Annotated in this window: 22 protein-coding genes, 1 tRNA gene and 2 pseudogenes; 15 read left to right on the top strand and 10 right to left on the bottom strand. The window is 70.2% G+C overall.

The window, feature by feature from the left end; all coding sequences use genetic code 11:
• Positions 1 to 50 precede the first annotated feature (50 nt).
• Positions 51 to 176: pseudogene (locus ACGFNH_RS25010) on the bottom strand (SMP-30/gluconolactonase/LRE family protein); the annotation flags it as partial.
• On the opposite strand from ACGFNH_RS25010, the pseudogene ACGFNH_RS25005 reads away from it, so the two are divergent.
• A pseudogene (locus ACGFNH_RS25005) lies at positions 175 to 282 on the top strand (Lrp/AsnC family transcriptional regulator); the annotation flags it as partial. The pseudogenes ACGFNH_RS25010 and ACGFNH_RS25005 sit on opposite strands and share 2 nt — an antisense overlap.
• 136 nt (positions 283 to 418) lie before the next feature.
• On the opposite strand, the gene ACGFNH_RS25000 reads toward ACGFNH_RS25005, so the two are convergent.
• From ACGFNH_RS25000 to ACGFNH_RS24980, 5 genes are all read right to left on the bottom strand, one after another.
• A complete protein-coding gene (locus ACGFNH_RS25000) occupies positions 419 to 1,936 on the bottom strand; it encodes an SDR family oxidoreductase (protein ID WP_393657248.1) in 1,518 nt (505 codons plus the stop codon).
• Positions 1,937 to 2,184: 248 nt separating this feature from the next.
• A complete protein-coding gene (locus ACGFNH_RS24995) occupies positions 2,185 to 2,499 on the bottom strand; it encodes a hypothetical protein (protein WP_393657246.1) in 315 nt (104 codons plus the stop codon).
• Positions 2,500 to 2,689: 190 nt separating this feature from the next.
• The gene (locus tag ACGFNH_RS24990; protein WP_393657244.1) at positions 2,690 to 3,058 is read right to left on the bottom strand and encodes a molybdenum ABC transporter substrate-binding protein; all 369 of its coding nucleotides are present in this window, start codon (positions 3,056 to 3,058) and stop codon (positions 2,690 to 2,692) included.
• A gap of 136 nt (positions 3,059 to 3,194) precedes the next feature.
• Positions 3,195 to 4,004 (bottom strand): adenylate/guanylate cyclase, encoded by an 810-nt coding sequence (locus ACGFNH_RS24985; RefSeq protein ID WP_393657242.1) that lies wholly within the window; start codon positions 4,002 to 4,004, stop codon positions 3,195 to 3,197.
• Positions 4,005 to 4,099: 95 nt separating this feature from the next.
• A complete protein-coding gene (locus ACGFNH_RS24980; RefSeq protein WP_393657240.1) occupies positions 4,100 to 4,780 on the bottom strand; it encodes a hypothetical protein in 681 nt (226 codons plus the stop codon).
• A gap of 113 nt (positions 4,781 to 4,893) precedes the next feature.
• Between ACGFNH_RS24980 and ACGFNH_RS24975 the strand changes: the two genes are divergently transcribed.
• The gene (locus tag ACGFNH_RS24975; protein ID WP_393657239.1) at positions 4,894 to 5,577 is read left to right on the top strand and encodes a Crp/Fnr family transcriptional regulator; all 684 of its coding nucleotides are present in this window, start codon (positions 4,894 to 4,896) and stop codon (positions 5,575 to 5,577) included.
• 51 nt (positions 5,578 to 5,628) lie between these two features.
• Here the strand turns inward: ACGFNH_RS24975 and ACGFNH_RS24970 are convergent, their stop codons facing one another.
• Both ACGFNH_RS24970 and ctaD read right to left on the bottom strand, forming a co-directional pair.
• The gene (locus ACGFNH_RS24970; RefSeq protein WP_393657237.1) at positions 5,629 to 5,964 is read right to left on the bottom strand and encodes a hypothetical protein; all 336 of its coding nucleotides are present in this window, start codon (positions 5,962 to 5,964) and stop codon (positions 5,629 to 5,631) included.
• On the bottom strand, positions 5,961 to 7,643 hold the full coding sequence (ctaD, locus tag ACGFNH_RS24965; protein ID WP_393657235.1) for a cytochrome c oxidase subunit I: 1,683 nt from the start codon (positions 7,641 to 7,643) through the stop codon (positions 5,961 to 5,963). Before ctaD ends, ACGFNH_RS24970 begins: the two co-directional genes overlap by 4 nt.
• 96 nt (positions 7,644 to 7,739) lie before the next feature.
• Here ctaD and ACGFNH_RS24960 point away from each other — a divergent pair, with 96 nt between their 5' ends.
• Entirely contained in the window at positions 7,740 to 8,309 is a 570-nt protein-coding gene (locus ACGFNH_RS24960; protein ID WP_393657233.1) for an RNA polymerase sigma factor, read from the top strand.
• Positions 8,306 to 9,274 carry a CU044_5270 family protein gene (locus ACGFNH_RS24955; RefSeq protein WP_393657231.1) on the top strand — a complete coding sequence of 323 codons (969 nt, stop codon included), beginning with the start codon at positions 8,306 to 8,308 and terminating at the stop codon, positions 9,272 to 9,274. The genes ACGFNH_RS24960 and ACGFNH_RS24955 overlap by 4 nt, the downstream gene beginning before the upstream one ends.
• 40 nt (positions 9,275 to 9,314) lie before the next feature.
• Here the strand turns inward: ACGFNH_RS24955 and ACGFNH_RS24950 are convergent, their stop codons facing one another.
• Positions 9,315 to 9,962 (bottom strand): dihydrofolate reductase family protein, encoded by a 648-nt coding sequence (locus ACGFNH_RS24950; protein ID WP_393657229.1) that lies wholly within the window; start codon positions 9,960 to 9,962, stop codon positions 9,315 to 9,317.
• A 347-nt stretch (positions 9,963 to 10,309) separates the two neighbouring features.
• On the opposite strand from ACGFNH_RS24950, the gene ACGFNH_RS24945 reads away from it, so the two are divergent.
• The 3 genes from ACGFNH_RS24945 to ACGFNH_RS24935 all read left to right on the top strand — a co-directional run bounded on the left by ACGFNH_RS24945 (position 10,310) and on the right by ACGFNH_RS24935 (position 13,138).
• Positions 10,310 to 11,848 carry a M28 family metallopeptidase gene (locus ACGFNH_RS24945; RefSeq protein ID WP_393657576.1) on the top strand — a complete coding sequence of 513 codons (1,539 nt, stop codon included), beginning with the start codon at positions 10,310 to 10,312 and terminating at the stop codon, positions 11,846 to 11,848.
• Positions 11,849 to 12,080: 232 nt separating this feature from the next.
• Positions 12,081 to 12,377: a type II toxin-antitoxin system VapB family antitoxin gene (locus tag ACGFNH_RS24940; protein WP_003986294.1), complete on the top strand. Its 297-nt coding sequence runs from the start codon at positions 12,081 to 12,083 to the stop codon at positions 12,375 to 12,377.
• A gap of 128 nt (positions 12,378 to 12,505) precedes the next feature.
• Positions 12,506 to 13,138, top strand: a complete 633-nt coding sequence (locus ACGFNH_RS24935) for a LytR C-terminal domain-containing protein (RefSeq protein ID WP_393657227.1) — start codon at positions 12,506 to 12,508, stop codon at positions 13,136 to 13,138.
• Between the two features lie 209 nt (positions 13,139 to 13,347).
• Here ACGFNH_RS24935 and upp read toward each other — a convergent pair whose 3' ends face one another.
• Entirely contained in the window at positions 13,348 to 13,983 is a 636-nt protein-coding gene (gene upp, locus ACGFNH_RS24930; RefSeq protein WP_393657226.1) for a uracil phosphoribosyltransferase, read from the bottom strand.
• A gap of 173 nt (positions 13,984 to 14,156) precedes the next feature.
• Between upp and ACGFNH_RS24925 the strand changes: the two genes are divergently transcribed.
• The 8 genes from ACGFNH_RS24925 to ACGFNH_RS24890 all read left to right on the top strand — a co-directional run bounded on the left by ACGFNH_RS24925 (position 14,157) and on the right by ACGFNH_RS24890 (position 18,529).
• Positions 14,157 to 14,354: a hypothetical protein gene (locus tag ACGFNH_RS24925; protein WP_393657224.1), complete on the top strand. Its 198-nt coding sequence runs from the start codon at positions 14,157 to 14,159 to the stop codon at positions 14,352 to 14,354.
• A 173-nt stretch (positions 14,355 to 14,527) separates the two neighbouring features.
• Complete coding sequence (locus ACGFNH_RS24920) at positions 14,528 to 15,049, top strand: hypothetical protein (protein WP_393657574.1); 522 nt, start codon at positions 14,528 to 14,530, stop codon at positions 15,047 to 15,049.
• Positions 15,050 to 15,126: 77 nt separating this feature from the next.
• Positions 15,127 to 15,654 (top strand): tRNA adenosine(34) deaminase TadA, encoded by a 528-nt coding sequence (gene tadA, locus ACGFNH_RS24915; RefSeq protein ID WP_393657222.1) that lies wholly within the window; start codon positions 15,127 to 15,129, stop codon positions 15,652 to 15,654.
• Positions 15,655 to 15,664: 10 nt separating this feature from the next.
• Positions 15,665 to 15,751, top strand: a tRNA-Ser gene (locus tag ACGFNH_RS24910).
• A gap of 257 nt (positions 15,752 to 16,008) precedes the next feature.
• Complete coding sequence (locus ACGFNH_RS24905; RefSeq protein WP_393657220.1) at positions 16,009 to 16,173, top strand: hypothetical protein; 165 nt, start codon at positions 16,009 to 16,011, stop codon at positions 16,171 to 16,173.
• A 31-nt stretch (positions 16,174 to 16,204) separates the two neighbouring features.
• Entirely contained in the window at positions 16,205 to 16,498 is a 294-nt protein-coding gene (locus tag ACGFNH_RS24900; protein WP_393657218.1) for a Dabb family protein, read from the top strand.
• 186 nt (positions 16,499 to 16,684) lie between these two features.
• Entirely contained in the window at positions 16,685 to 17,521 is an 837-nt protein-coding gene (locus tag ACGFNH_RS24895) for an RNA polymerase sigma factor SigF (RefSeq protein ID WP_393657217.1), read from the top strand.
• A 177-nt stretch (positions 17,522 to 17,698) separates the two neighbouring features.
• A complete protein-coding gene (locus ACGFNH_RS24890; protein WP_393657215.1) occupies positions 17,699 to 18,529 on the top strand; it encodes an RNA polymerase sigma factor SigF in 831 nt (276 codons plus the stop codon).
• The last annotated feature ends 9 nt before the right edge of the window (positions 18,530 to 18,538 follow it).

Here is an 18,538-nt window from a genome sequence, read left to right as displayed (position 1 = left end):
CGCGGTGAAGCGGCATGAACGGCGCCACACGCAACACAGCCGCGCAGGCGTCAGCCGGGTCGGCCCGGGGGGCGTACGCGAGGGGCTCCCGTCACCGACATCACCAGGGAGTAGAGCGTCGTCGTCGCCGTGATGAACAGGCGGTTGTTCTTCGGGCCGCCGAAAGCGATGTTGGTCCTGCGGCGCCTGTACGCCATCGACGGTGTCAGCGGTACGCAGGCGACGGTCGCGCTGGAGACGTTCTTCGAGCGGCCCGTCTCACCGCACGCCGAAGGCAGTTGAGCGGGTGGGCCCTGCACGGGCGATCCGGGTGAGCCGGGTGAGCCGGGTGAGCCGGTGAGCGGTAGATCCGGTAGATCCGGTGAGCAGGCAACCGGGTTGAGCCCGTGAGCCATTCGGCGGGTGTGCCGGTGAACGCTCAGTCCGCGGCACCCACCGTCGTCTCCGCTGCCGTCGTCTCCGCCGCCGTCGCGATGTTGCGGGCCATCCCGCCGAACACCGCCGCGTGGAAAGGGGATACACCCCACCAGTACGCATGTCCCGCCAGGCCGTGCGGGTGGAACAGGGCCCGCTGCCGGTAGACCGATCCGCCGTCGCCCCGCTCTTCGACGCTCATCTCCAGCCACGCCAGCCCCGGAAGCCGCATCTCCGCCCTCAGCCTCAGCAGCCGGCCGCGCTCGATCTCCTCCACCCGCCAGAAGTCGAGACAGTCCCCGACCCGCAACCGCATGGCGTCGCGGCGGCCGCGGCGCAGGCCGACGCCACCCACCATGGTGTCGAGCCAGCCCCGCACCGACCAGGCCAGCGGTGAGGAGTACCAGCCGTTCTCGCCGCCGATCCCCTCCACCACCCGCCACAGCGCCTCGGGCGGCGCGTCGACGGCGCGCTCGCGACGGTCCGCGTAGAGGGATCCGCCGGACCAGGCCGGGTCCGTCGACAGCGGGTCGCTCGGCGCACGGGGAGCGGTGGCGGACGACCAGCGCGTGGCCACATCCGCGTCGCGAACGCGCTGGAGGGCCAGTTCGATCGACCGGCTCAGACCCAGGTATCCCTCGGGCGGGGTCGGCGCGTACGTCTCGATGTCCCGCTCGGTGCGCACCACTTCGTGCCGCAGCGACTCGACCAGGGGACGGGCGGTGGAGTTGGGCACCGGGGTGACCAGGCCCACCCAGAGGCTGGACAGCCGCGGCGTGAGGACCTGGACGGGGAGGATGAGCCGCCGGGGCAGACCGGCGAGTGCGGCGTAGCGCTGCATCATCTCCCGGTAGGTGACGACGTCCGGGCCGCCGATGTCGAACGTGCGGTTCACCGTCCGCGGCAGGCGCGCGGACGCGACGAGCAGGCGCAGCACGTCGCGGATGGCGATCGGCTGCGTGCGGGTGCCCACCCAGCTCGGGGTGACCATGACCGGCAGCCGTTCGGTCAGATAGCGCAGCATCTCGAACGATGCCGAGCCGGAGCCGATGATCACCGCTGCTCTGAGCACGGCGGTCGGCACCCCGGAGTCCAGGAGGATGCGCCCCACCTCGGCACGGGACCTCAAGTGCGGGGACAGCTCCCGTTCGGGCACCCCGGACGGGGTCAGTCCGCCGAGGTAGACGATCCGCCGTACCCCCGCGGCCCGCGCCTGCTCGCCGAAGATCCGCGCCGCGCGCCGGTCGGTCTCCTCGAAGTCCGATCCGGTGCCGAGGGCGTGCACCAGGTAGTACGCGACATCGACGCCCTCCATCGCGGTGCGCACGGATTCCTCGTCCGTCACGTCGCCGCGTACGGCCTCCGCCTCGCCTGCCCAGGGGTGGTCGCGCAGCTTGACGGGCGAACGGGCCAGGCAGCGTACGGTGTGGCCCGCGGCCAGCAGTTCCGGCACCAGCCTGCCGCCGATGTAGCCGGTGGCGCCGGTGACCAGGCAGCGCAGCGGCCGGTCGTCGTCCGTCATGCCGGTCCCTTCCGACGCCGGTCGTCCCATGTCCATGGCTCCGCGTACCCCGCGCACCCCGCGCATCCCGCCCCGCGCACCTCGGCGTACCGCGGCCTTCCGCTACGGCCATGCTTGGACCTGTGCGGGGGCGGCGCAACCGCGGACATGCCGTACGCCAGGGGCACGGCCGTACGTGGACGGGGCACGGCATACGGCGGAGGGCCCCGCTCGCATGTGCCGGGGCCCTCCGCGCGGGTTCGGTCCGCTCAGTCGTCCCGCGACGCCAGATCCCGCTGACGGGACTCGGCGGTGCCCGGTCCGGAGACGGAGGGCTCGTCCCGGAGGAATCTGGAAACGATCAGATACAGCACCGCGCCGAACGGAATGAGGAAGATGACGACCGGGAACTCCCAGGTGCCGCTGGTCTGGTTGGCGACGTAGATGCCGTAGCCGACGAAGAGGATGCCGCCAAGGACCGACCAGGCGCGGTCCTTGAGCGAGAGGTCCGGGAAGGCGGTGCCGCAGAGGATGAGCACAATTCCCGAGATGACGGAGAAGACCTCGTAGACACTCCAGTTCATGGGATACCTCCAGTGGTGATGGCCGCGATGAGCGGTGCGGGTGAGTGGTACGGGTGGTGGTACGGGTGAGTGGTCCGGGTGAGTGGTGCCGACGGAATGCCTGCCGATGCCGGAACGGGCGGAAGCCGGAATGAACGGAAGCCGCAACGCCGGTTCCCGCGGTGCGCGGACGGTGGATGAGCCGGGTCGTCTACTGCCCGGCGCCGAAGCCGATGCCGAGGGGGTGACCGCAGAGGGCGGCCACCTGCTCGGTCGCGTCGGTGAGTTCGGCGTCGCTCGTGGAATCCGCTGCGGCGATGTCGTGCAGACGGCCCGCGTCCTGCGAGAGATCGGCCGTCCCCTCGTAGTGCTCGGCCAAGTCCCCCAGATCGTCGGCCTTGTGGAACAGCGGGTTGCCGATGACGCCGTTGCCCTGAAGGAGTTGCTGCCCGAGTTCCTCGAACCCCTGGCACACCTCCGCCTTGGACGAAGGACCGGCGACCTTCTCACAGCCGACCGCGGCGAACATCAGACCTCCGGCCGCTGCGGCCGCGATGAGTACCCCATGTCGTCGAGCCACGGAACGTGCTCCTTCCCCCTGAATCGATCATGAGAAGTGCGCTGCTGCGGTGCCCGGAACGCGACGGCGTCCGGGCCGGTACGCACCGCACTCGGCCCCCGGTGCGCGGGCCGCGCAGTCCGGGCCGCGCACCGTGTCAGGAGCGCCTCCACCGGGGCTTTCGCCGCCCCCGCCCCGTGTCCCCCACGGCGATGTCCCGCCCCGCGATCATGCTGTCGCGCTCGATCAGGAGATCGCCGCCCGCCCGGAGGGAGACACCACCGGCCGACGGATCGGCCGTACGGTCACGGTCGCCGTCCCCTTCACGCCCGCGCTCCCCTCCGCGCCCCCGCCCGCGCTCGCCGGAGCCGTCCTCCGCGGCCGTCTCCCGCGCGGCCGCCGCAGCCGTCTCCCGGGCGACCCGTACCGCCGCCTCGTCGTCCCCGGCCACATGCAGCCAGGCCCGGGTCCTGGTCTCCTTGACGCTCACGTCCACCGCGTGGAAGGAGGCCGCGGAGATGTTCTCGTAGCCGCCCCGTACGACGTTGTCGTGGATCGCGTCCGAGACCAGCAGCGCACTGTCGCTGCGGGCGGTGCGGATCGCGGCCCGCAGGGGCGCGCTGTCGCAGAGCCGAAACGTCTGGTTCACCGCGTGCCCGCCGAGCCCGTGCTCGTCGAAGTGCACGTCCCCCGCGTGCACGGCGATCCTGATGCGCAGGAGCGGGTCGCCGCGCCGACGGTCTGCCAGCACCCGTTCGAGACGTGGCAGGAAGGTGCCCAGAACCATCGCCTTGGGGATGCGCGGCGGAACGACGATCAGCAGTCCGTCGCCCCGGTCCTCGCACAGGCACATGGCCCAGTGGTTCTCGCCGAAGGCCGCCCGGAACTCCTCGTACAGGGCTTCGCGGGTCCGCATCTGCTCGGTGTCCGGGCGCGAGGAGAACGCCTCGACGTCCGCGACAAGCACGGTCACATGCTGCGGCACGCCAAGTCCCCGGAAGGTCGCCGGAGTCGCCTCCGGGAAGCGGAGAGGGTCCGGGGAGCGGAAAGGGTCCGGGCGGCTCATGACGGCACCGGAATTCCGCCGACCTTCAACTGCCCCGACCTGGAGTCGACCAGGGAGAGGAAGACACCGCCGGCCAATTTCACGAACGCGTAGTCCGTGGTGCTCATCTGCCAGCGTTCGCCGGACCAGACGAGGGGCACCGTGCCCTGCTTCACGCCCTCCCAGCTCAGGGTGACCGCCGTACCCGCGTCCGTCTTCCCGGCCTTGCCGATCTCGACCCGGTCGACGCGGTCCCGGTACGACGGGGACCTGCGCGCGAACTCGCCCTTCATCGACTCCGCGCAGTCGGCGGCGCTCGGGGCGACGAGGGCGCACCAGGCGGCGCCGTCACCGATCTTCTCGGCCTTGCGGATCTGTTCGACGGTGTGGATCGCGCCCGTGCTGCCGCTCTCCTCGACCACCGAGAGGTCGACCCCGTCGCCGTCCGGGAACACCGCGGTGCCGCCGCCGTAGAGGACGGCCGCCATGGCCGCCAGCACGGCGACGGACATCACGGGGTGCTTGCGGATGGTCTGCTTGATCTCCTTGATGTTGATGTCCCGGCCGGCGACCTGCGCGTGGTCGCCGAACGTCACGTCCCGGCCGCCCTGCACATGGACGCCGTAGTCCCCGTCGCCGGTCCCGAAGGCCGGTCTGTACGAGGGGTGTTCGGGCTGCTGTTCTGGTTGATCGGTCACGAGCGTCTCCTGGAACTGCAATCTTCAACAGTTCGCAGTATCAGAACAGCTCAAGTTCAGACGACAAGCGTCATTTGACGCATTAGCGGACTTCTCCCGGACAGACTTTCCCCATGCCACCCGTAAGGTTCTGGGACATCCTCAGCGAAGCCGAGCGTGCGGAACTGATGAAGTCCGGCCGCAGCCGCCGCTTCCACGCCGGCGAGAGGATCTTCTCCGAGACCGACGAGGACAGCGGCTGGGCCGGTGTCATCACGGACGGGAAGTGCCGGGTCGTGGCCAGCCACCAGGACGGCACGGACACCTACCTGGCACTGCGTCAGGCGGGCGACATCATCGGGGAGATGGCCGCGATCCGGCGCGGGCACCGCAGCGCGACCGTGACCGCCGTGACGACGCTCGGGCTGCACGTCGTCGCCCGTACGACATTCCAGACGCTGCTGGCCCTGCACCCCGGCCTGATGAAGCACCTGCTCGTCGTCATGATCGAGCGGTTGCGCGAGGCGGACCGCTGCCAGGCCGATCTCGCAGTCGCCGCCACGGAGTTACGGCTGAGCCGCCTGCTCCTCCGGCTGGCCAACGCCGAGGGGGTGGCGACGGAGGAGGGCATCGAGCTCCGGGGGTTCACTCAGCTCGAACTCGCGGGATGGTGCGGGATCAGCCGCGAGTCCGTGGTGCGGCACATGCGGAAGCTGGAGACGATGGGGATCCTCGCCTCCAGCCAGAAGCGTCAACGGCGCCTTCTCGTACGGGACATCGAGCGGCTCGGCGAGCACGCCCTGCAAGCGCCTTCCTGACCCGGCGTCCGCCCCCGGGGGCCCGTCACCGTGTGGACGACCGCCGGCGGCTCAGACCGCGGCGCCCGTCAGCACCGCCACCGTCGTCACCGCCGCCATCAGCGCCGCGCAGACCACGAACGCCGCGACCAGACGGCGCCGCAGCGCCTGGTACACCGCCTCGTACTCGGCGCGCAGTTCGGCGCTCCGCGCCCCCACCCGCTCCAGGTACGCCCTGGACGCGGTCAGTCGGTCTTCGGCGTAGTGGCGCTCGACCTCCTCGCGTTGGGAGTCGGTCAGCCAGGGCAGCCCCGCACAGAACGTCGCGGCGTGGGCGTGCGCCGCGCTCCGCTCCGCCTCCCACAGCAGAAAGCCCTCGATCTCGTTGATCGCCTCGGAGGTGTTCATACGAGCGCGCCCTTCTGCTGGCCGTGCTCGCCGCGCTCGCCGCGCTCGTCGCGCTCGCCCTGCCCGGCCACGATCTGACCGACCCCAGGGTGATGCAGGTCGAAGGCCGGCGATTCGGAGCGGATACGGGGCAGGGTGCGGAAGTTGTGCCGCGGCGGCGGGCAGGAGGTCGCCCATTCCAGGGAGCGGCCGTAACCCCACGGGTCGTCGGTTTCGACTTTCTCCCCGTACCTGGCCGTCTTCCAGACGTTGTAGAGGAACGGCAGGATCGACAGGCCGAGAAGAAACGAGAAGACCGTCGAGACGGTGTTGAGCGTGGTGAATCCGTCGGCCGCCAGATAGTCCGGAATCCTCCGGAGCATACCTTCCGCGCCCAGCCAGTGCTGCACCAGGAAGGTGCCGTGGAAGCCGATGAACAGCGTCCAGAACGTGATCTTCCCGAGCCGTTCGTCCAGCCTCTTCCCCGTGAACTTCGGCCACCAGAAGTGGAATCCGGCGAACATCGCGAAGACCACGGTCCCGAAGAGGACGTAGTGGAAGTGGGCGACGACGAAGTAGGTGTCGGAGACCTGGAAGTCCAGCGGCGGCGAGGCCAGGATCACCCCGGTCAGACCCCCGAAGAGAAAGGTGACCAGGAAGCCGACGGACCAGAGCATCGGCGTCTCGAAGCTGAGACTGCCCTTCCACATGGTGCCGATCCAGTTGAAGAACTTCACGCCGGTCGGAACCGCGATCAGAAAAGTCATGAACGAGAAGAAGGGCAGCAACACCCCGCCGGTGACGTACATATGGTGCGCCCACACCGTCACCGAAAGGCCCGCGATGGCGATCGTCGCCGCGATCAGACCGATGTAGCCGAAGATGGGCTTGCGGGAGAAGACGGGTATGACCTCGGAGATGATGCCGAAGAACGGCAGCGCGACGATATAGACCTCGGGATGGCCGAAGAACCAGAAGAGGTGCTGCCACAGCAATGCCCCGCCGTTGGCCGCGTCGAAGATGTGCGCCCCGAACTTCCGGTCCGCCTCCAGGGCGAACAGCGCGGCGGCGAGCACCGGAAAGGCCAGCAGGACGAGAACACCGGTGAGCAGGACGTTCCAGGTGAAGATCGGCATCCGGAACATCGTCATGCCCGGGGCGCGCATGCAGATGATGGTGGTGATGAAATTGACCGCGCCGAGGATCGTGCCGAAGCCGGAGAGAGCGATTCCCATGATCCACATATCGGCGCCCACGCCCGGCGACCGGACGGCGTCCGAGAGGGGGGCGTAGGCGAACCAGCCGAAGTCCGCGGCCCCTTGCGGGGTGAGGAATCCACCGACCGCGATGAGCGAGCCGAAGAGATAGAGCCAGTACGCGAACATGTTCAGCCGAGGGAAGGCGACGTCCGGGGCACCGATCTGCAGCGGCATGATCCAGTTCGCGAAACCGGCGAACAGCGGCGTCGCGAACATCAGCAGCATGACCGTGCCGTGCATCGTGAACGCCTGGTTGAACTGCTCGTTCGACATGATCTGCGTGCCGGGACGGGCCAGTTCGGCGCGCATGAAGAGCGCCAGGACCCCGCCGAAGCAGAAGAACGCGAACGACGTGACCAGATACAGCGTGCCGATCGTCTTGTGGTCCGTGGTCGTCAGCCACATCACCACACGTGTCGGGCGAGCGTCGTTGAGCCTCATGTCCCGTAGGTGTCCGGGGCCCCTGCCGACCGTCACAGGGGAAAGATCACAGCGATGCGGTGTGATGACCGGCGCCGTGCCGGACACCAAGCGGTCATGAGCACGGACGAGGCCTTCGCGGACGCCTACCGCGAGCACTACTGGGCGGTCAGCCGGTACGTCGCCCGGCGCCTCGACGGTCCGCCCCACGAGGTCGAGGAAGTGGTCTCCGAGATCTTCTCGGTCGCCTGGCGGCGCCGCGCCGACGTTCCGGAGTCCGTGCTGCCCTGGCTCTACGGCGTGGCGCGGAACTGCCTGTCCAACACCGTCCGCGGGCAGGGGCGTTACCGCCGGCTGCTCCGCAGGCTCGGCGACCACCAGGCCGCGCACGGCTCGCACATCGTGCGCAGTCCCGACACCGACCGCCCGGGCTCCTGGGTGCACGAGGCACTGGCCCGTCTCTCGCCCGCGGACCAGGAGGTCCTGCGGCTGACGAGCTGGGAGGAGCTGACCGTCCCCGAACTGGCCGTCGCCCTGAGATGCGGCCGGAGCGCGGCGGCCATGCGGCTGCACCGCGCCCGCACACGCCTGCGGGAACAGATCGACGCCATGCGGATGACCGTGACGACGAACCCCCCGCCGAGCGGGACCAACGGGACGAGCCCGAGCCAGAGGGAGCGGCGATGACCGACGAACTGGAGCTGCTGCGCCGGGCCAACCCCGTACCGGCGGACGAAGGCCCGTGGCGGGAGCGGCCGTTGGACGGCGCGGCGGAACGCCGCCTGAACCGGCTGCTGCACGGCGCGCGCACCCGGCGGCGCGTACTGCGGCTGGTTCTGCCCGCCGTCACTGCGGCGTTGACCGTCGCCGTCACCCTTGTCGTGACGTTCTCCGGGCCCGGCAGCCCGCCCCCTGCCGCGGCGCCCGCCGCGCTCCATCCGCGGCCCGGTTCCGCGGCCGTACCGCTGGACGACGTCGCGAGCAGGGCCCGGGCCTCGGCAGCGGACAGCACGGAGGGTCCCCGGCGGAGCAGCCACGTGCAGACGTGGGCCATGAGCCTGGAGGGGGGCCGCGGCGCCCGTCCGCCCGTCACGCTCCCCCAGGAGCACTTCACCCACTGGAGCCCGGACGGGAGCGGCTGGTCACTCGTCGTGGCCACCGATCCGCGCCACCCCGGCCGCCCCGTGATCGACGACTCCGGCGGCCGGGTGCGCACGGTCGAGGACGGCAAGGTGCTGGAATCGGAGACCTACCCGGCCGGGACCTCGATCGGCGGATTCCGGCCGCCGCACGATCCCGGCGCCCTGCGCGACCACCTCAAGCAGGTGTACGGCGCCCTCGAGACCACCCGCTCGCTGCTGGACACCCTCCCCTCGCTCCTGAACGAGTGGACGCCGGGCCCGCGGGAGAACGCCGCCATCGCGACGCTGCTGTCGGATGCGAAGGGCCTGCGCCCGGCCGGGGCCGTCACCGACCGCCTCGGACGCCAGGGCCAGGCATACGTGTACCGAGGGAAAGCGGTCCGGTTCATGCTCATCCTCGACCCGGACACGGGCCGCGTGCTGGGCATCGAGCAGACGGCCACCCGCGACCAGGACGACTACCGCCTGAAGGCGGGCGACGTCATGTCGTACGACGCGTGGATGGACTGAGGCGTGGATGCGCCGGGAGCCGCCCGCTGGCGTCGTACCGTCACCGGGCGGGACGCAGCAACAGGTGGGTGACGCCGGGCGAGTCCAGGACCCGTGCGGTCTCGAACTCGGTGGTCTCCTCGCCCATGTCGCGGAACAGCGGCACGCCGCCGCCCAGCAGCACCGGCACCAGGTGGAGCTGCAGCTCGTCGAGGAGCCCGGCCCTGACGCACTGCTGGATCATCTGTCCACCGCCCGCCACCGAAACGTCCTTCTCGCCGGCCGCCTCCCGCGCCTGTGCCACCGCGCCCTCGACGCCGTCGGTGACGAAGGTGAAGGTGGTGCCGCCCTTCTTCACCAGCGGCTCGCGCGGACTGCTGGTGAGGACGAGGACCGGGCCGTGGAAGGGAGGCTCGTCCCCCCACGGTTCCTCGCCGTTGTCGAACATCCGGCGGCCCATCACGAAGGCGCCGGCGCGGGCCATCGCGTCCTCCACGAGGTCGGAGTCCTGGTTGCGTTCGCCGCCTTCGAGGCCGTGGCTCTCGCGCCAGCCCGCCAGCCCGTACACCCATTGGTGCAATCGCTCGCCGCGATCCCCCAGGGGGTTGTCGGGCCCGTCGCCGGGTCCCGCGACGAAGCCGTCCAGTGAGACCGAGATGCTTGCGGTGACCTTGCCCATGGTGCCCTCCTGGGTGACGGCGCCCGGCACGGGCGCCCCTCATGGATGACGTCGAACGACGGCCCCGGTCATCGACATCCGGCACCCCATTCTTCCGGCCTTTTCCTCGCCCCGCCCGGCCGGGCCGCACGCGCCGCGCACCCCGCCCCGTACCGGCCCGGCCCGGCCCACCACCGCCGATGCCCCGGAAGACCCCTGGCGTGAAACGTCCGGGAGGCACAAGTCGGCCGCGCCGCATACGTTCCCCCTAGCCCCACCGCTCGCTACCTTCCCTTCCATCACGTCCGTTGCGCGGACGCTCACTCCCGCGACCCGGACACCTGTGCCGACCGCCTGCCCGAAGGACTCCTGTGGACATACGACACCCGCGCCGCGCGATAGCCGCCCTGGCCGCTGCCGCGCTCACCGCCCCGCTCCTCCTCGCCTCCGCCTCCCCGGCGACGGCCGCGCGCAGCGCCGGCGCCCCCGTCAAGAAGGCGGAGAAGGCCGCGGAGAAGCTCGCCCGCAAGCTGGTGGCGAGATCGTCGGCCAAGGACGCGCACAAACACCTGGAGAGATTCCAGGCCATCGCCGACTCGACCGGGGGCCACCGGGCCGCGGGGTCCCTGGGGCACGACGCCTCCGCCGCGTATGTGTACCGGCAGCTCCAGAAGGCCGGGTACGACGTCTCCTACGACGCCTTCGAGTTCACCTACACCGAGACGCTCGCCGAGAAGCTGGCCGTCGTCTCGCCCGCCCCGCAGGACATCGCGATCGAGGCGATGACGTACACCCGGAGCACCCCTGAGGGCGGCATCAAGGCGCCGGTCTCGGCCGTGCCGGTGGACGCCACGTCCGGGTGCGAGGCCGGGGACTACGCCTCGGGGTCCTTCACCGGGAAGATCGCACTCGTCCAGCGCGGCGGCTGCTCCTTCGCCGAGAAGCAGGCCGCGGCGGCGGGCGCGGGCGCGGTCGGCGCGATCATCTACAACAACACCGAGGGCGCGCTGTCCGGGACGATCGGCGACCCGGAGGCCGGGAAGATACCCACCGGCGGCATCACCCAGAAGGACGGGCAGGCCCTCGCCGCGGAGGTGGCCAAGGGCGAGGTCACGGTCTCCTTCGAGATCCGCGAAATGCAGGAGCAGCGGACCACCCGCAATGTCATCGCCGAGACGCCCGGCGGCAACCCCGACCGCACGGTGATGCTCGGCTCCCACCTCGACTCCGTCTCCGCGGGCCCCGGCATCAACGACAACGGTTCGGGTTCCGCGGGCCTGGTGGAGGTGGCGCTGGAGCTCGCCAAGACCCACCAGAAGCCCACCAACAAGATCCGCTTCGCATGGTGGTCGGCGGAGGAGCTGGGCCTCGTCGGCTCCGAGGACTACGTCGCGCGTCTGACCGAGCAGCAGCAGAAGCAGATCGCGCTCTACCTCAACTTCGACATGATCGCGTCGCCGAACTACGGCCAGTTCGTCTACGACGGCGACGACTCGGACGCCACGGGCGCGGGCCCCGGCCCGGAGGGCTCGGCGCAGATCGAGAAGCGGATCAACGACTTCCTCGACCGTACGGGCAAGCCGCACGAGGGCACGGACTTCACCGGCCGCTCGGACTACGGCCCGTTCATCGCCGTGGGCATCCCCTCGGGCGGCACGTTCACCGGCGCCGAGGGCATCAAGACCGAGGAGCAGGCGAAGAAGTTCGGCGGCGACGCGGGAGTCGCGTACGACGTCTGCTACCACTCGGCCTGCGACAACCTCTCCAACATCGACATGGCCGCCTTCGACACCAACATCGACGTGATCGCCGATGCCGTCGGCACGTACGCGCACGACCTCGGCTCGCTGACGGAGCCGGTGGCGTCCACGCCCACGACGGGCGACGCCGGCAGCGGCGGCGGGCTGCACGACGAGCACGAGCGCGTCAGCGCCTAGGAGTCACGGCGTTCCGGGCCGACACGCCCGGAACCACGCCGGCAGGTGCCGAGCGGCCCGGCCGCTCCGCGCCTGCCGGCGCATCGCCTCCCGCCTCGCGGTGATCAGCACGGAGGCGCATGCGGAGCGCTCACCTCCGGCCATGACCCGCTCCCGGTTTGATCGTTTTCGCGGCCTTTCCACTCCTGCGCCATGGCTGCGCCCGGAGCGCCGGGACCGGTAGGCTTTCCGTGTGATCTTCAAGCGCATCGGAAACGGGCGGCCGTACCCGGACCACGGCCGGGAGAGCACCCGCCAGTGGGCGGACGTCGCTCCACGCCCGGTACGCCTCGACCAACTCGTCACCACCAAGCAGCAGCTCGATCTCGAGACCCTGCTGGCCGAGGACTCGACGTTCTACGGGGACCTCTTCGCCCATGTCGTGAAATGGCAGGGCGACCTCTATCTGGAGGACGGGCTGCACCGGGCAGTGCGGGCGGCGCTCCAGCAGCGTCAGGTGCTGCACGCGCGGGTCCTGGAGCTGGGCTGACCCCACCCCGTCCCGACCTCGGGGCGCTTCACCCACATGTCGACATATTGCCCCTTTTGGGTTGGGCTCTGCGCCACGCGTTGATCATCTAGTAGGCAGAGAGGCCCGGCCGCACTACGCTGCGCTTCATGAGCATGCTCACTCCCCCCGGCATGGGCGGCAAGTACCGCATCACGGGGGACAGGTACCCGCGTATGCGCCGGCCGCGCAATCGTCGCCGGATGGTGGTCGCCATGATCGGAGCGGTCGTAGCCCTCGGGTTGTCCGGGTGGGGGACGCTGCAGCTCATCGACGTGTTCACCGGAGGCGGCGGCAAGGCGAGCGCGGCCGGCAAGGCGGACTGCGGTACGCCGGAGAGCCGCCCGAGCGCCCGGGCCGTGGCACTGCCGAAGCCGGGCGAGATCACGGTGAACGTCTACAACGCAACGAAGCGCTCCGGCCTGGCCAAACAGACCGCGGACGAGCTGAAGAAGCGCGGCTTCAAGATCGGCAAGGTGGGCAACGCCCCGGCCGCCTACGACAAGAAGGTCAAGGGCACGGGTGTGGTGCTCGGTGCGCAGAACGCCACGGACGGGCCGTTCAAGGTGCTGGGCACGCAGCTCGCCGGCGCCACGTCCGAGGCGGACAAGCGCACCGGCAAGGACGTCGACCTGATCATCGGCGACGCCTTCAAGTCCCTTGCCGAGCAGCATGCGGCGGACGACGCACTCGTCTCGCTGACCAGCCCCTCGCCCAAGCCCTCGGCCTCCGCGAAGTGCTGAACGGCGGCGCCCATGCCGGGAGCCACGGCTCCCGGGGTGCCGCCCGCCGGCCGTGTGACGGCCGCGCGGGTGACATCCGAGACACCTGACGAAAACCGCGGAACCGCCTCCGCGAGAGCCTCCTCACCCGACGGCCACCTCGGGCACGCGACGGCCGCCTCGGGCGGGATGCGCCGGAGGCGGCCGGGTACGTGACCGGGCGGGCGGGTCTAGTCGGCGGTGCCGTACATGCGGTCCCCGGCGTCGCCGAGGCCCGGCACGATGTACCCCTGCTCGTTGAGGCGTTCGTCCACCGCCGCCGTCACCACGGTGACCGGCGCGCCCTCAAGCTCCCGCTCCATGTACTCCACGCCCTCCGGCGCGGCCAGCAGGCACAGCGCGGTGACGTCGTCGGCGCCGCGGCCGATCAGCTCGTTGATCGCCGCGACCAGCGTGCCGCCGGTGGCCAGCATCGGGTCCAGGACGTACACCTGGCGGCCCGAGAGGTCCTCCGGCATCCGCGTCGCGTACGTGGACGCCTGCAGCGTCTCCTCGTCCCGGATCATCCCGAGGAACCCGACCTCGGCCGTCGGCAGCAGCCGCACCATGCCGTCGAGCATGCCGAGGCCTGCCCGGAGGATCGGCACGACCAGCGGACGGGGGCGTGCCAGCCGCACTCCCGTCGTCGGCGTCACCGGGGTGGTGACGTCGACCTGGTCGGTGCGCACGTCACGGGTCGCCTCGTAGGCCAGCAGCGTGACCAGCTCGTCGGCCAGCCGCCGGAAGGTCGGGGAGTCGGTGCGCTTGTCGCGCAGCGTGGTGAGTTTGTGGGCCACCAGCGGGTGGTCGACGACATGGATCCGCATGCCGACGACAGTAGCCGAGCCGCCGGGCGGCCCCCAGGGCGCCTTCGCCCCCGCACGGTGGGCGGCTCCGGTGGCATCAATCCACCTGTTCGGGGGAAGGTGGGCACATACGGCCGTACGGGCGCCAGCGCCCATGACGGACGCGCGGGACAACGGACTCAGCTTGGGGAGGTGTGGCAGCCGTGCCGGACCGGAACCAGCCCAGTGGCGAGCCCGCGCTGGCGGTGAGCGACGTGGAGAGGCGCAGGCGACGCGCCCAATTCCTTCGGGAACTCAACGAGGCGAAAGCACTGCGTGAGCGCGTGCAGCCGCGGCGTGCGCGCGTCGCCAGGATGCGCCAGCAGATGCGGATGCGGACCTTCCGCTGGTAGCCCGGGCAGCCCCCGGATCACCGTCCGGTTGCAGGACTGGTGCACGACGCACAGCGGAAGACCTCTCGCGATGGCCTTGTTTCTGCCACGATTCCGAGTGGGCGGGCCCAGAGGTGAGAGCTTCCTGATCCCGCCGGACCCGGCAAACGCCTATGACCAGTGGGAGAGTCACGGTGTACTTCGCCGCACTGCTCGCGCGCACCGAAGACGGGTGGGAAGCGAGCGACACAGAGCTCGACGATGTGGAAACCCTGGCCGACCTGACGGATCTGGCCCGTCAGGCATCGGTCGACGATGACACGGTGCTCGCCTTCATCGAGCAGGAGGACGCGTGGTTCGGCGTCGTTCGTTTGGACGGCGAGGAGGACCCCCGCATCTACGTATCGGATGCGGCCGCCGCGGCCCGCAGCTCGTACGGCGAGATTCTGCTCACGGACGAACTCCTCGGCCGCGAGCCCGAAGATGATCTCGACAGCCTGGTGGACCTCGACGGCACCGAGGACGGCGAGCCGGAGAGCGAGGGCGAGGAGTCGGCCACCGACGACGACGCCGTGCCGCCCGGCCCGATCGGCGACTCGGGGATCCTTGAGGACCTCGGGATGTCGAGCAAGGAACTGATGGCCCTCAACGGTGACGCGCTGAACGAGATCGCCGACGTGCTGGGCTGCGGGGAGGTCCTCGAGGCGGTCCGCTGAACCGGACCGCTCACCGCGGCGCTCTCCGGCCCCGGCCGGCGCGCGCCGCGCGCCCGGCTGTGGCCGACACTGTCCCCATGAACGCCTCCACCCCCGCGACCTCGGACCCCCTGCGCGACCCCTGGCACGCGCCGATGCGCCTTGCCCTGGCGGAGGCCGTACGGGCCCCGGAGGAGGGGGATGTGCCGGTGGGTGCCGTCGTCATCGGTCCGGACGGCGGGGTGCTCGGGCGGGGGCGCAACGAGCGCGAGGCGACCGCCGACCCGACGGCGCACGCCGAGGTCCTCGCGCTGCGCGAGGCGGCCCGGGCCGTCGGTCAGTGGCGGCTGTCGGGCTGCACGCTCGTCGTGACGCTGGAGCCGTGCACGATGTGCGCGGGTGCCGCTGTCCTCTCCCGGGTCGAGCGGGTGGTCTACGGCGCCGTCGACGAGAAGGCGGGCGCGGCGGGTTCCCTGTGGGACGTCGTACGGGACCGGCGGCTCAACCACCGGCCCGAGGTCATCCACGGGGTGCTGGCCGATGAGTGCGCCGAACTGCTCACGCAGTTCTTCCGCCGAACCGGACGGATCGATACCGATTTCGGGGCACGGCCACCCGTCCGCTAAGCTCTCTCTCGGTAGCGTGTCCGAGCGGCCTAAGGAGCACGCCTCGAAAGCGTGTGAGGGGGCAACTCCTCCGTGGGTTCAAATCCCACCGCTACCGCTGAACAGCCGGAGGGCCGTTCCCACTCCCCGGAGTGCGAGCGGCCCTCCGGCTTTTGTGCGCCGCCGCGCGCAAAGTGGCCGCCGCCACCGGGACGTTGATCCACCGGCCGGGACCGCGGCCGGACGGCACCGGGAGGCTGCCAGGAGCCGACCCCCTGGCTGATCGTCGTTTCGACCGTTTGTGTGGATAGACTCGCGCGATCCCCGACCAGGGGCGGACGGAGCGGACAGTGCGGCGAAGGAAGCGGGCACGGCATGGTGCAAACGAAGAAGATCGCGCTCTACATGGTCATCGTCTTCGTGCTGTACACGATCATCACGTCGCCGGACCGGGCCGCAGACCTCGTCCAGGTAGGGTTCGAGGGCATATCGAGCGCCGCCAAGGGTGTCGGCGAGTTCATGACCGCGCTGGTGAACTGACCGCACACGCGTCGCCCGAGGAGTCTTCGCAATGATCCGCCACCTGGTTCTGTTCAAGCTCAACGACGGCGTACGGCGCGACGAACCGCGCGTGGCCGCCGGCGCGAGGGCCTTCCGCGAGCTCGGTGGGCTGATTCCCGAGCTGGAGTTCTGGGAGTGCGGCTGGAACGTCTCGGACCGGCCGATCGCCTACGACTTCGCCATCAACTCGGCCGTCACCGACGCTGCGGCCCTTCAGCGGTACCTGGAGCACCCCGCCCATCAGGCGGGTGTCGCGCAGTGGCGGGAATTCGCCACCTGGGTGATCGCTGATTACGAGTTCTGACCCGTCCGTGTTCCGGGCCCCTCGCCTCCTTGGGCGGGGGGCTTTCGCATGGTGCACATGGCCCCAACTTGGCGCCAACACGGGGATATACGGTGCTTGCACACAGTGCACATGTCTTGTGATGCTATGACCGCTTTTGCCGGATGAGTGGACCGAGAACCTCAGCGAGAACCCAGAAGGGGTGGCATGACCGCGTCGGCCAGTACTGCGTCCGAAGCGCCGCCTCCCCAGGGCGAGGGCGCCGGAAAGTCCCGCGAGAGCCGAGGTGCGGACACGCGCGCCCTGACCCAGGTGCTCTTCAAGGAGCTGTCCTCCCTCGAGCAGGGAACTCCGGACCACGGGCGCGTGCGCGCCGCCCTCATCGAGGCGAACCTGCCGCTCGTGCGCTACGCCGCCGCCCGCTTCCGCAGCCGCAACGAGCCGATGGAGGACGTGATCCAGGTCGGCACCATCGGGCTGATCAACGCGATCGACCGGTTCGACCCGGAGCGCGGCGTGCAGTTCCCGACGTTCGCGATGCCGACCGTGGTGGGCGAGATCAAACGTTACTTCCGGGACAACGTACGGACCGTCCACGTGCCGCGCCGGCTGCACGAGCTGTGGGTCCAGGTGAACGGCGCCACCGAGGATCTGACGGTGCAGAACGGCCGTACACCCACCACCGCCGAGATCGCCGAGCGGCTGAAGATCGCCGAGGAGGACGTGCTCGCCTGCATCGAGGCCGGCCGCTCCTACCACGCGACCTCCCTCGAAGCGGCACAGGAAGGTGACGGCCTGCCAGGCCTGCTCGACCGGCTCGGGTACGAGGACCCGGCGCTGGCCGGAGTCGAGCACCGCGACCTCGTACGCCACCTGCTGGTGCAGCTTCCCGAGCGCGAACAGCGGATCCTTCTGCTGCGCTACTACAACAATCTGACGCAGTCACAGATCAGTGCCGAGCTGGGCGTATCGCAGATGCATGTGTCCCGGCTGCTGTCCCGGAGCTTCGCCCGCCTGAGATCCGCAAATCGGATCGAGTCGTAACCGGGACGAGGTACCTTTCCAGCGCCGATATGTCGACTTGGCACTACAGCGTGTTGCCGACATGTGACATTCTGCAGGAACCGCGTTTGCCGCAGCGCTGCCGCCGGTATTCACGTGAAGGCTGCGTCCTTCGCCGACGAGGGCGCCGCGACCCGTCCGCGACCTCAAGGGGGTGGCATGTCCGTAGAACTGGGCAGCTCGAAGGTGCTCGCCAATGAGGCACCGCCCGTGCCCGAAACCTGCGACGCCATCAACACCCGGACCCTCTCCCGCTCCCTGTTCCTGCGGCTGGCCACGCTCGAGGAGGACAGCGCCGAGCGCGTGTACGTCCGCGACACCCTCATCGAGCTCAACCTGCCTCTCGTGCGCTACGCGGCGGCCAGGTTCCGCAGCCGCAACGAGCCGATGGAGGACATCGTCCAGGTCGGGACGATCGGTCTCATCAAGGCGATCGACCGCTTCGACTGCGAACGGGGCGTGGAATTCCCCACGTTCGCGATGCCGACCGTGGTCGGGGAGATCAAGCGCTTCTTCCGGGACACGAGTTGGTCGGTGCGCGTGCCGCGCCGGCTTCAGGAGCTGCGGCTCGCCCTCACCAAGGCCAGCGACGAGCTCGCCCAGCGGCTCGACCGCTCGCCCACCGTCCCCGAACTCGCCACGGCGCTCGGGGTGTCGGAGGAGGACGTGGTCGACGGCCTGGCGGTCGGCAATGCCTACACCGCCAGCTCACTGGACTCCCCCTCGCCCGAGGACGACGGCGGCGAGGGCTCGCTGGCCGACCGCCTCGGCTATGAGGACTCGGCGCTCGAGGGCGTGGAGTACCGCGAGTCGCTGAAGCCCCTGCTGGCCAAACTCCCGCCCCGGGAGCGGCAGATCATCATGCTCCGGTTCTTCGCGAACATGACGCAGTCGCAGATCGGCGAGGAGGTCGGCATCTCCCAGATGCATGTCTCCCGGCTGCTCACCCGCACCCTCGCCCAGCTCCGTGAAGGGCTCATCGCCGACTGAGAGCCCCCT

Origin of the sequence: Streptomyces sp. NPDC048639 (genome assembly GCF_043199075.1) — a bacterium.
Taxonomy (GTDB): domain Bacteria; phylum Actinomycetota; class Actinomycetes; order Streptomycetales; family Streptomycetaceae; genus Streptomyces.
Note: the sequence above shows the minus strand (reverse complement) of the source record. Positions and strands in the feature narration are given on the sequence as shown.

Excerpts from the sequence above, each read along its gene's own strand:
- ACGFNH_RS24895 (WP_393657217.1), top strand. The coding sequence starts at position 16,685 with ATGACCGCGTCGGCCAGTACTGCGTCCGAAGCGCCGCCTCCCCAGGGC.
- ACGFNH_RS24960 (WP_393657233.1), top strand. The coding sequence starts at position 7,740 with ATGAGCACGGACGAGGCCTTCGCGGACGCCTACCGCGAGCACTACTGG.
- tadA (WP_393657222.1), top strand. The coding sequence starts at position 15,127 with ATGAACGCCTCCACCCCCGCGACCTCGGACCCCCTGCGCGACCCCTGG.
- ACGFNH_RS24975 (WP_393657239.1), top strand. The coding sequence starts at position 4,894 with ATGCCACCCGTAAGGTTCTGGGACATCCTCAGCGAAGCCGAGCGTGCG.
- ACGFNH_RS25000 (WP_393657248.1), bottom strand. The coding sequence starts at position 1,936 with ATGACGGACGACGACCGGCCGCTGCGCTGCCTGGTCACCGGCGCCACC.
- ACGFNH_RS24900 (WP_393657218.1), top strand. The coding sequence starts at position 16,205 with ATGATCCGCCACCTGGTTCTGTTCAAGCTCAACGACGGCGTACGGCGC.
- ACGFNH_RS24935 (WP_393657227.1), top strand. The coding sequence starts at position 12,506 with ATGAGCATGCTCACTCCCCCCGGCATGGGCGGCAAGTACCGCATCACG.
- ACGFNH_RS24970 (WP_393657237.1), bottom strand. The coding sequence starts at position 5,964 with ATGAACACCTCCGAGGCGATCAACGAGATCGAGGGCTTTCTGCTGTGG.
- ACGFNH_RS24905 (WP_393657220.1), top strand. The coding sequence starts at position 16,009 with ATGGTGCAAACGAAGAAGATCGCGCTCTACATGGTCATCGTCTTCGTG.
- ACGFNH_RS24890 (WP_393657215.1), top strand. The coding sequence starts at position 17,699 with ATGTCCGTAGAACTGGGCAGCTCGAAGGTGCTCGCCAATGAGGCACCG.
- ACGFNH_RS24955 (WP_393657231.1), top strand. The coding sequence starts at position 8,306 with ATGACCGACGAACTGGAGCTGCTGCGCCGGGCCAACCCCGTACCGGCG.
- ctaD (WP_393657235.1), bottom strand. The coding sequence starts at position 7,643 with ATGAGGCTCAACGACGCTCGCCCGACACGTGTGGTGATGTGGCTGACG.
- ACGFNH_RS24995 (WP_393657246.1), bottom strand. The coding sequence starts at position 2,499 with ATGAACTGGAGTGTCTACGAGGTCTTCTCCGTCATCTCGGGAATTGTG.
- upp (WP_393657226.1), bottom strand. The coding sequence starts at position 13,983 with ATGCGGATCCATGTCGTCGACCACCCGCTGGTGGCCCACAAACTCACC.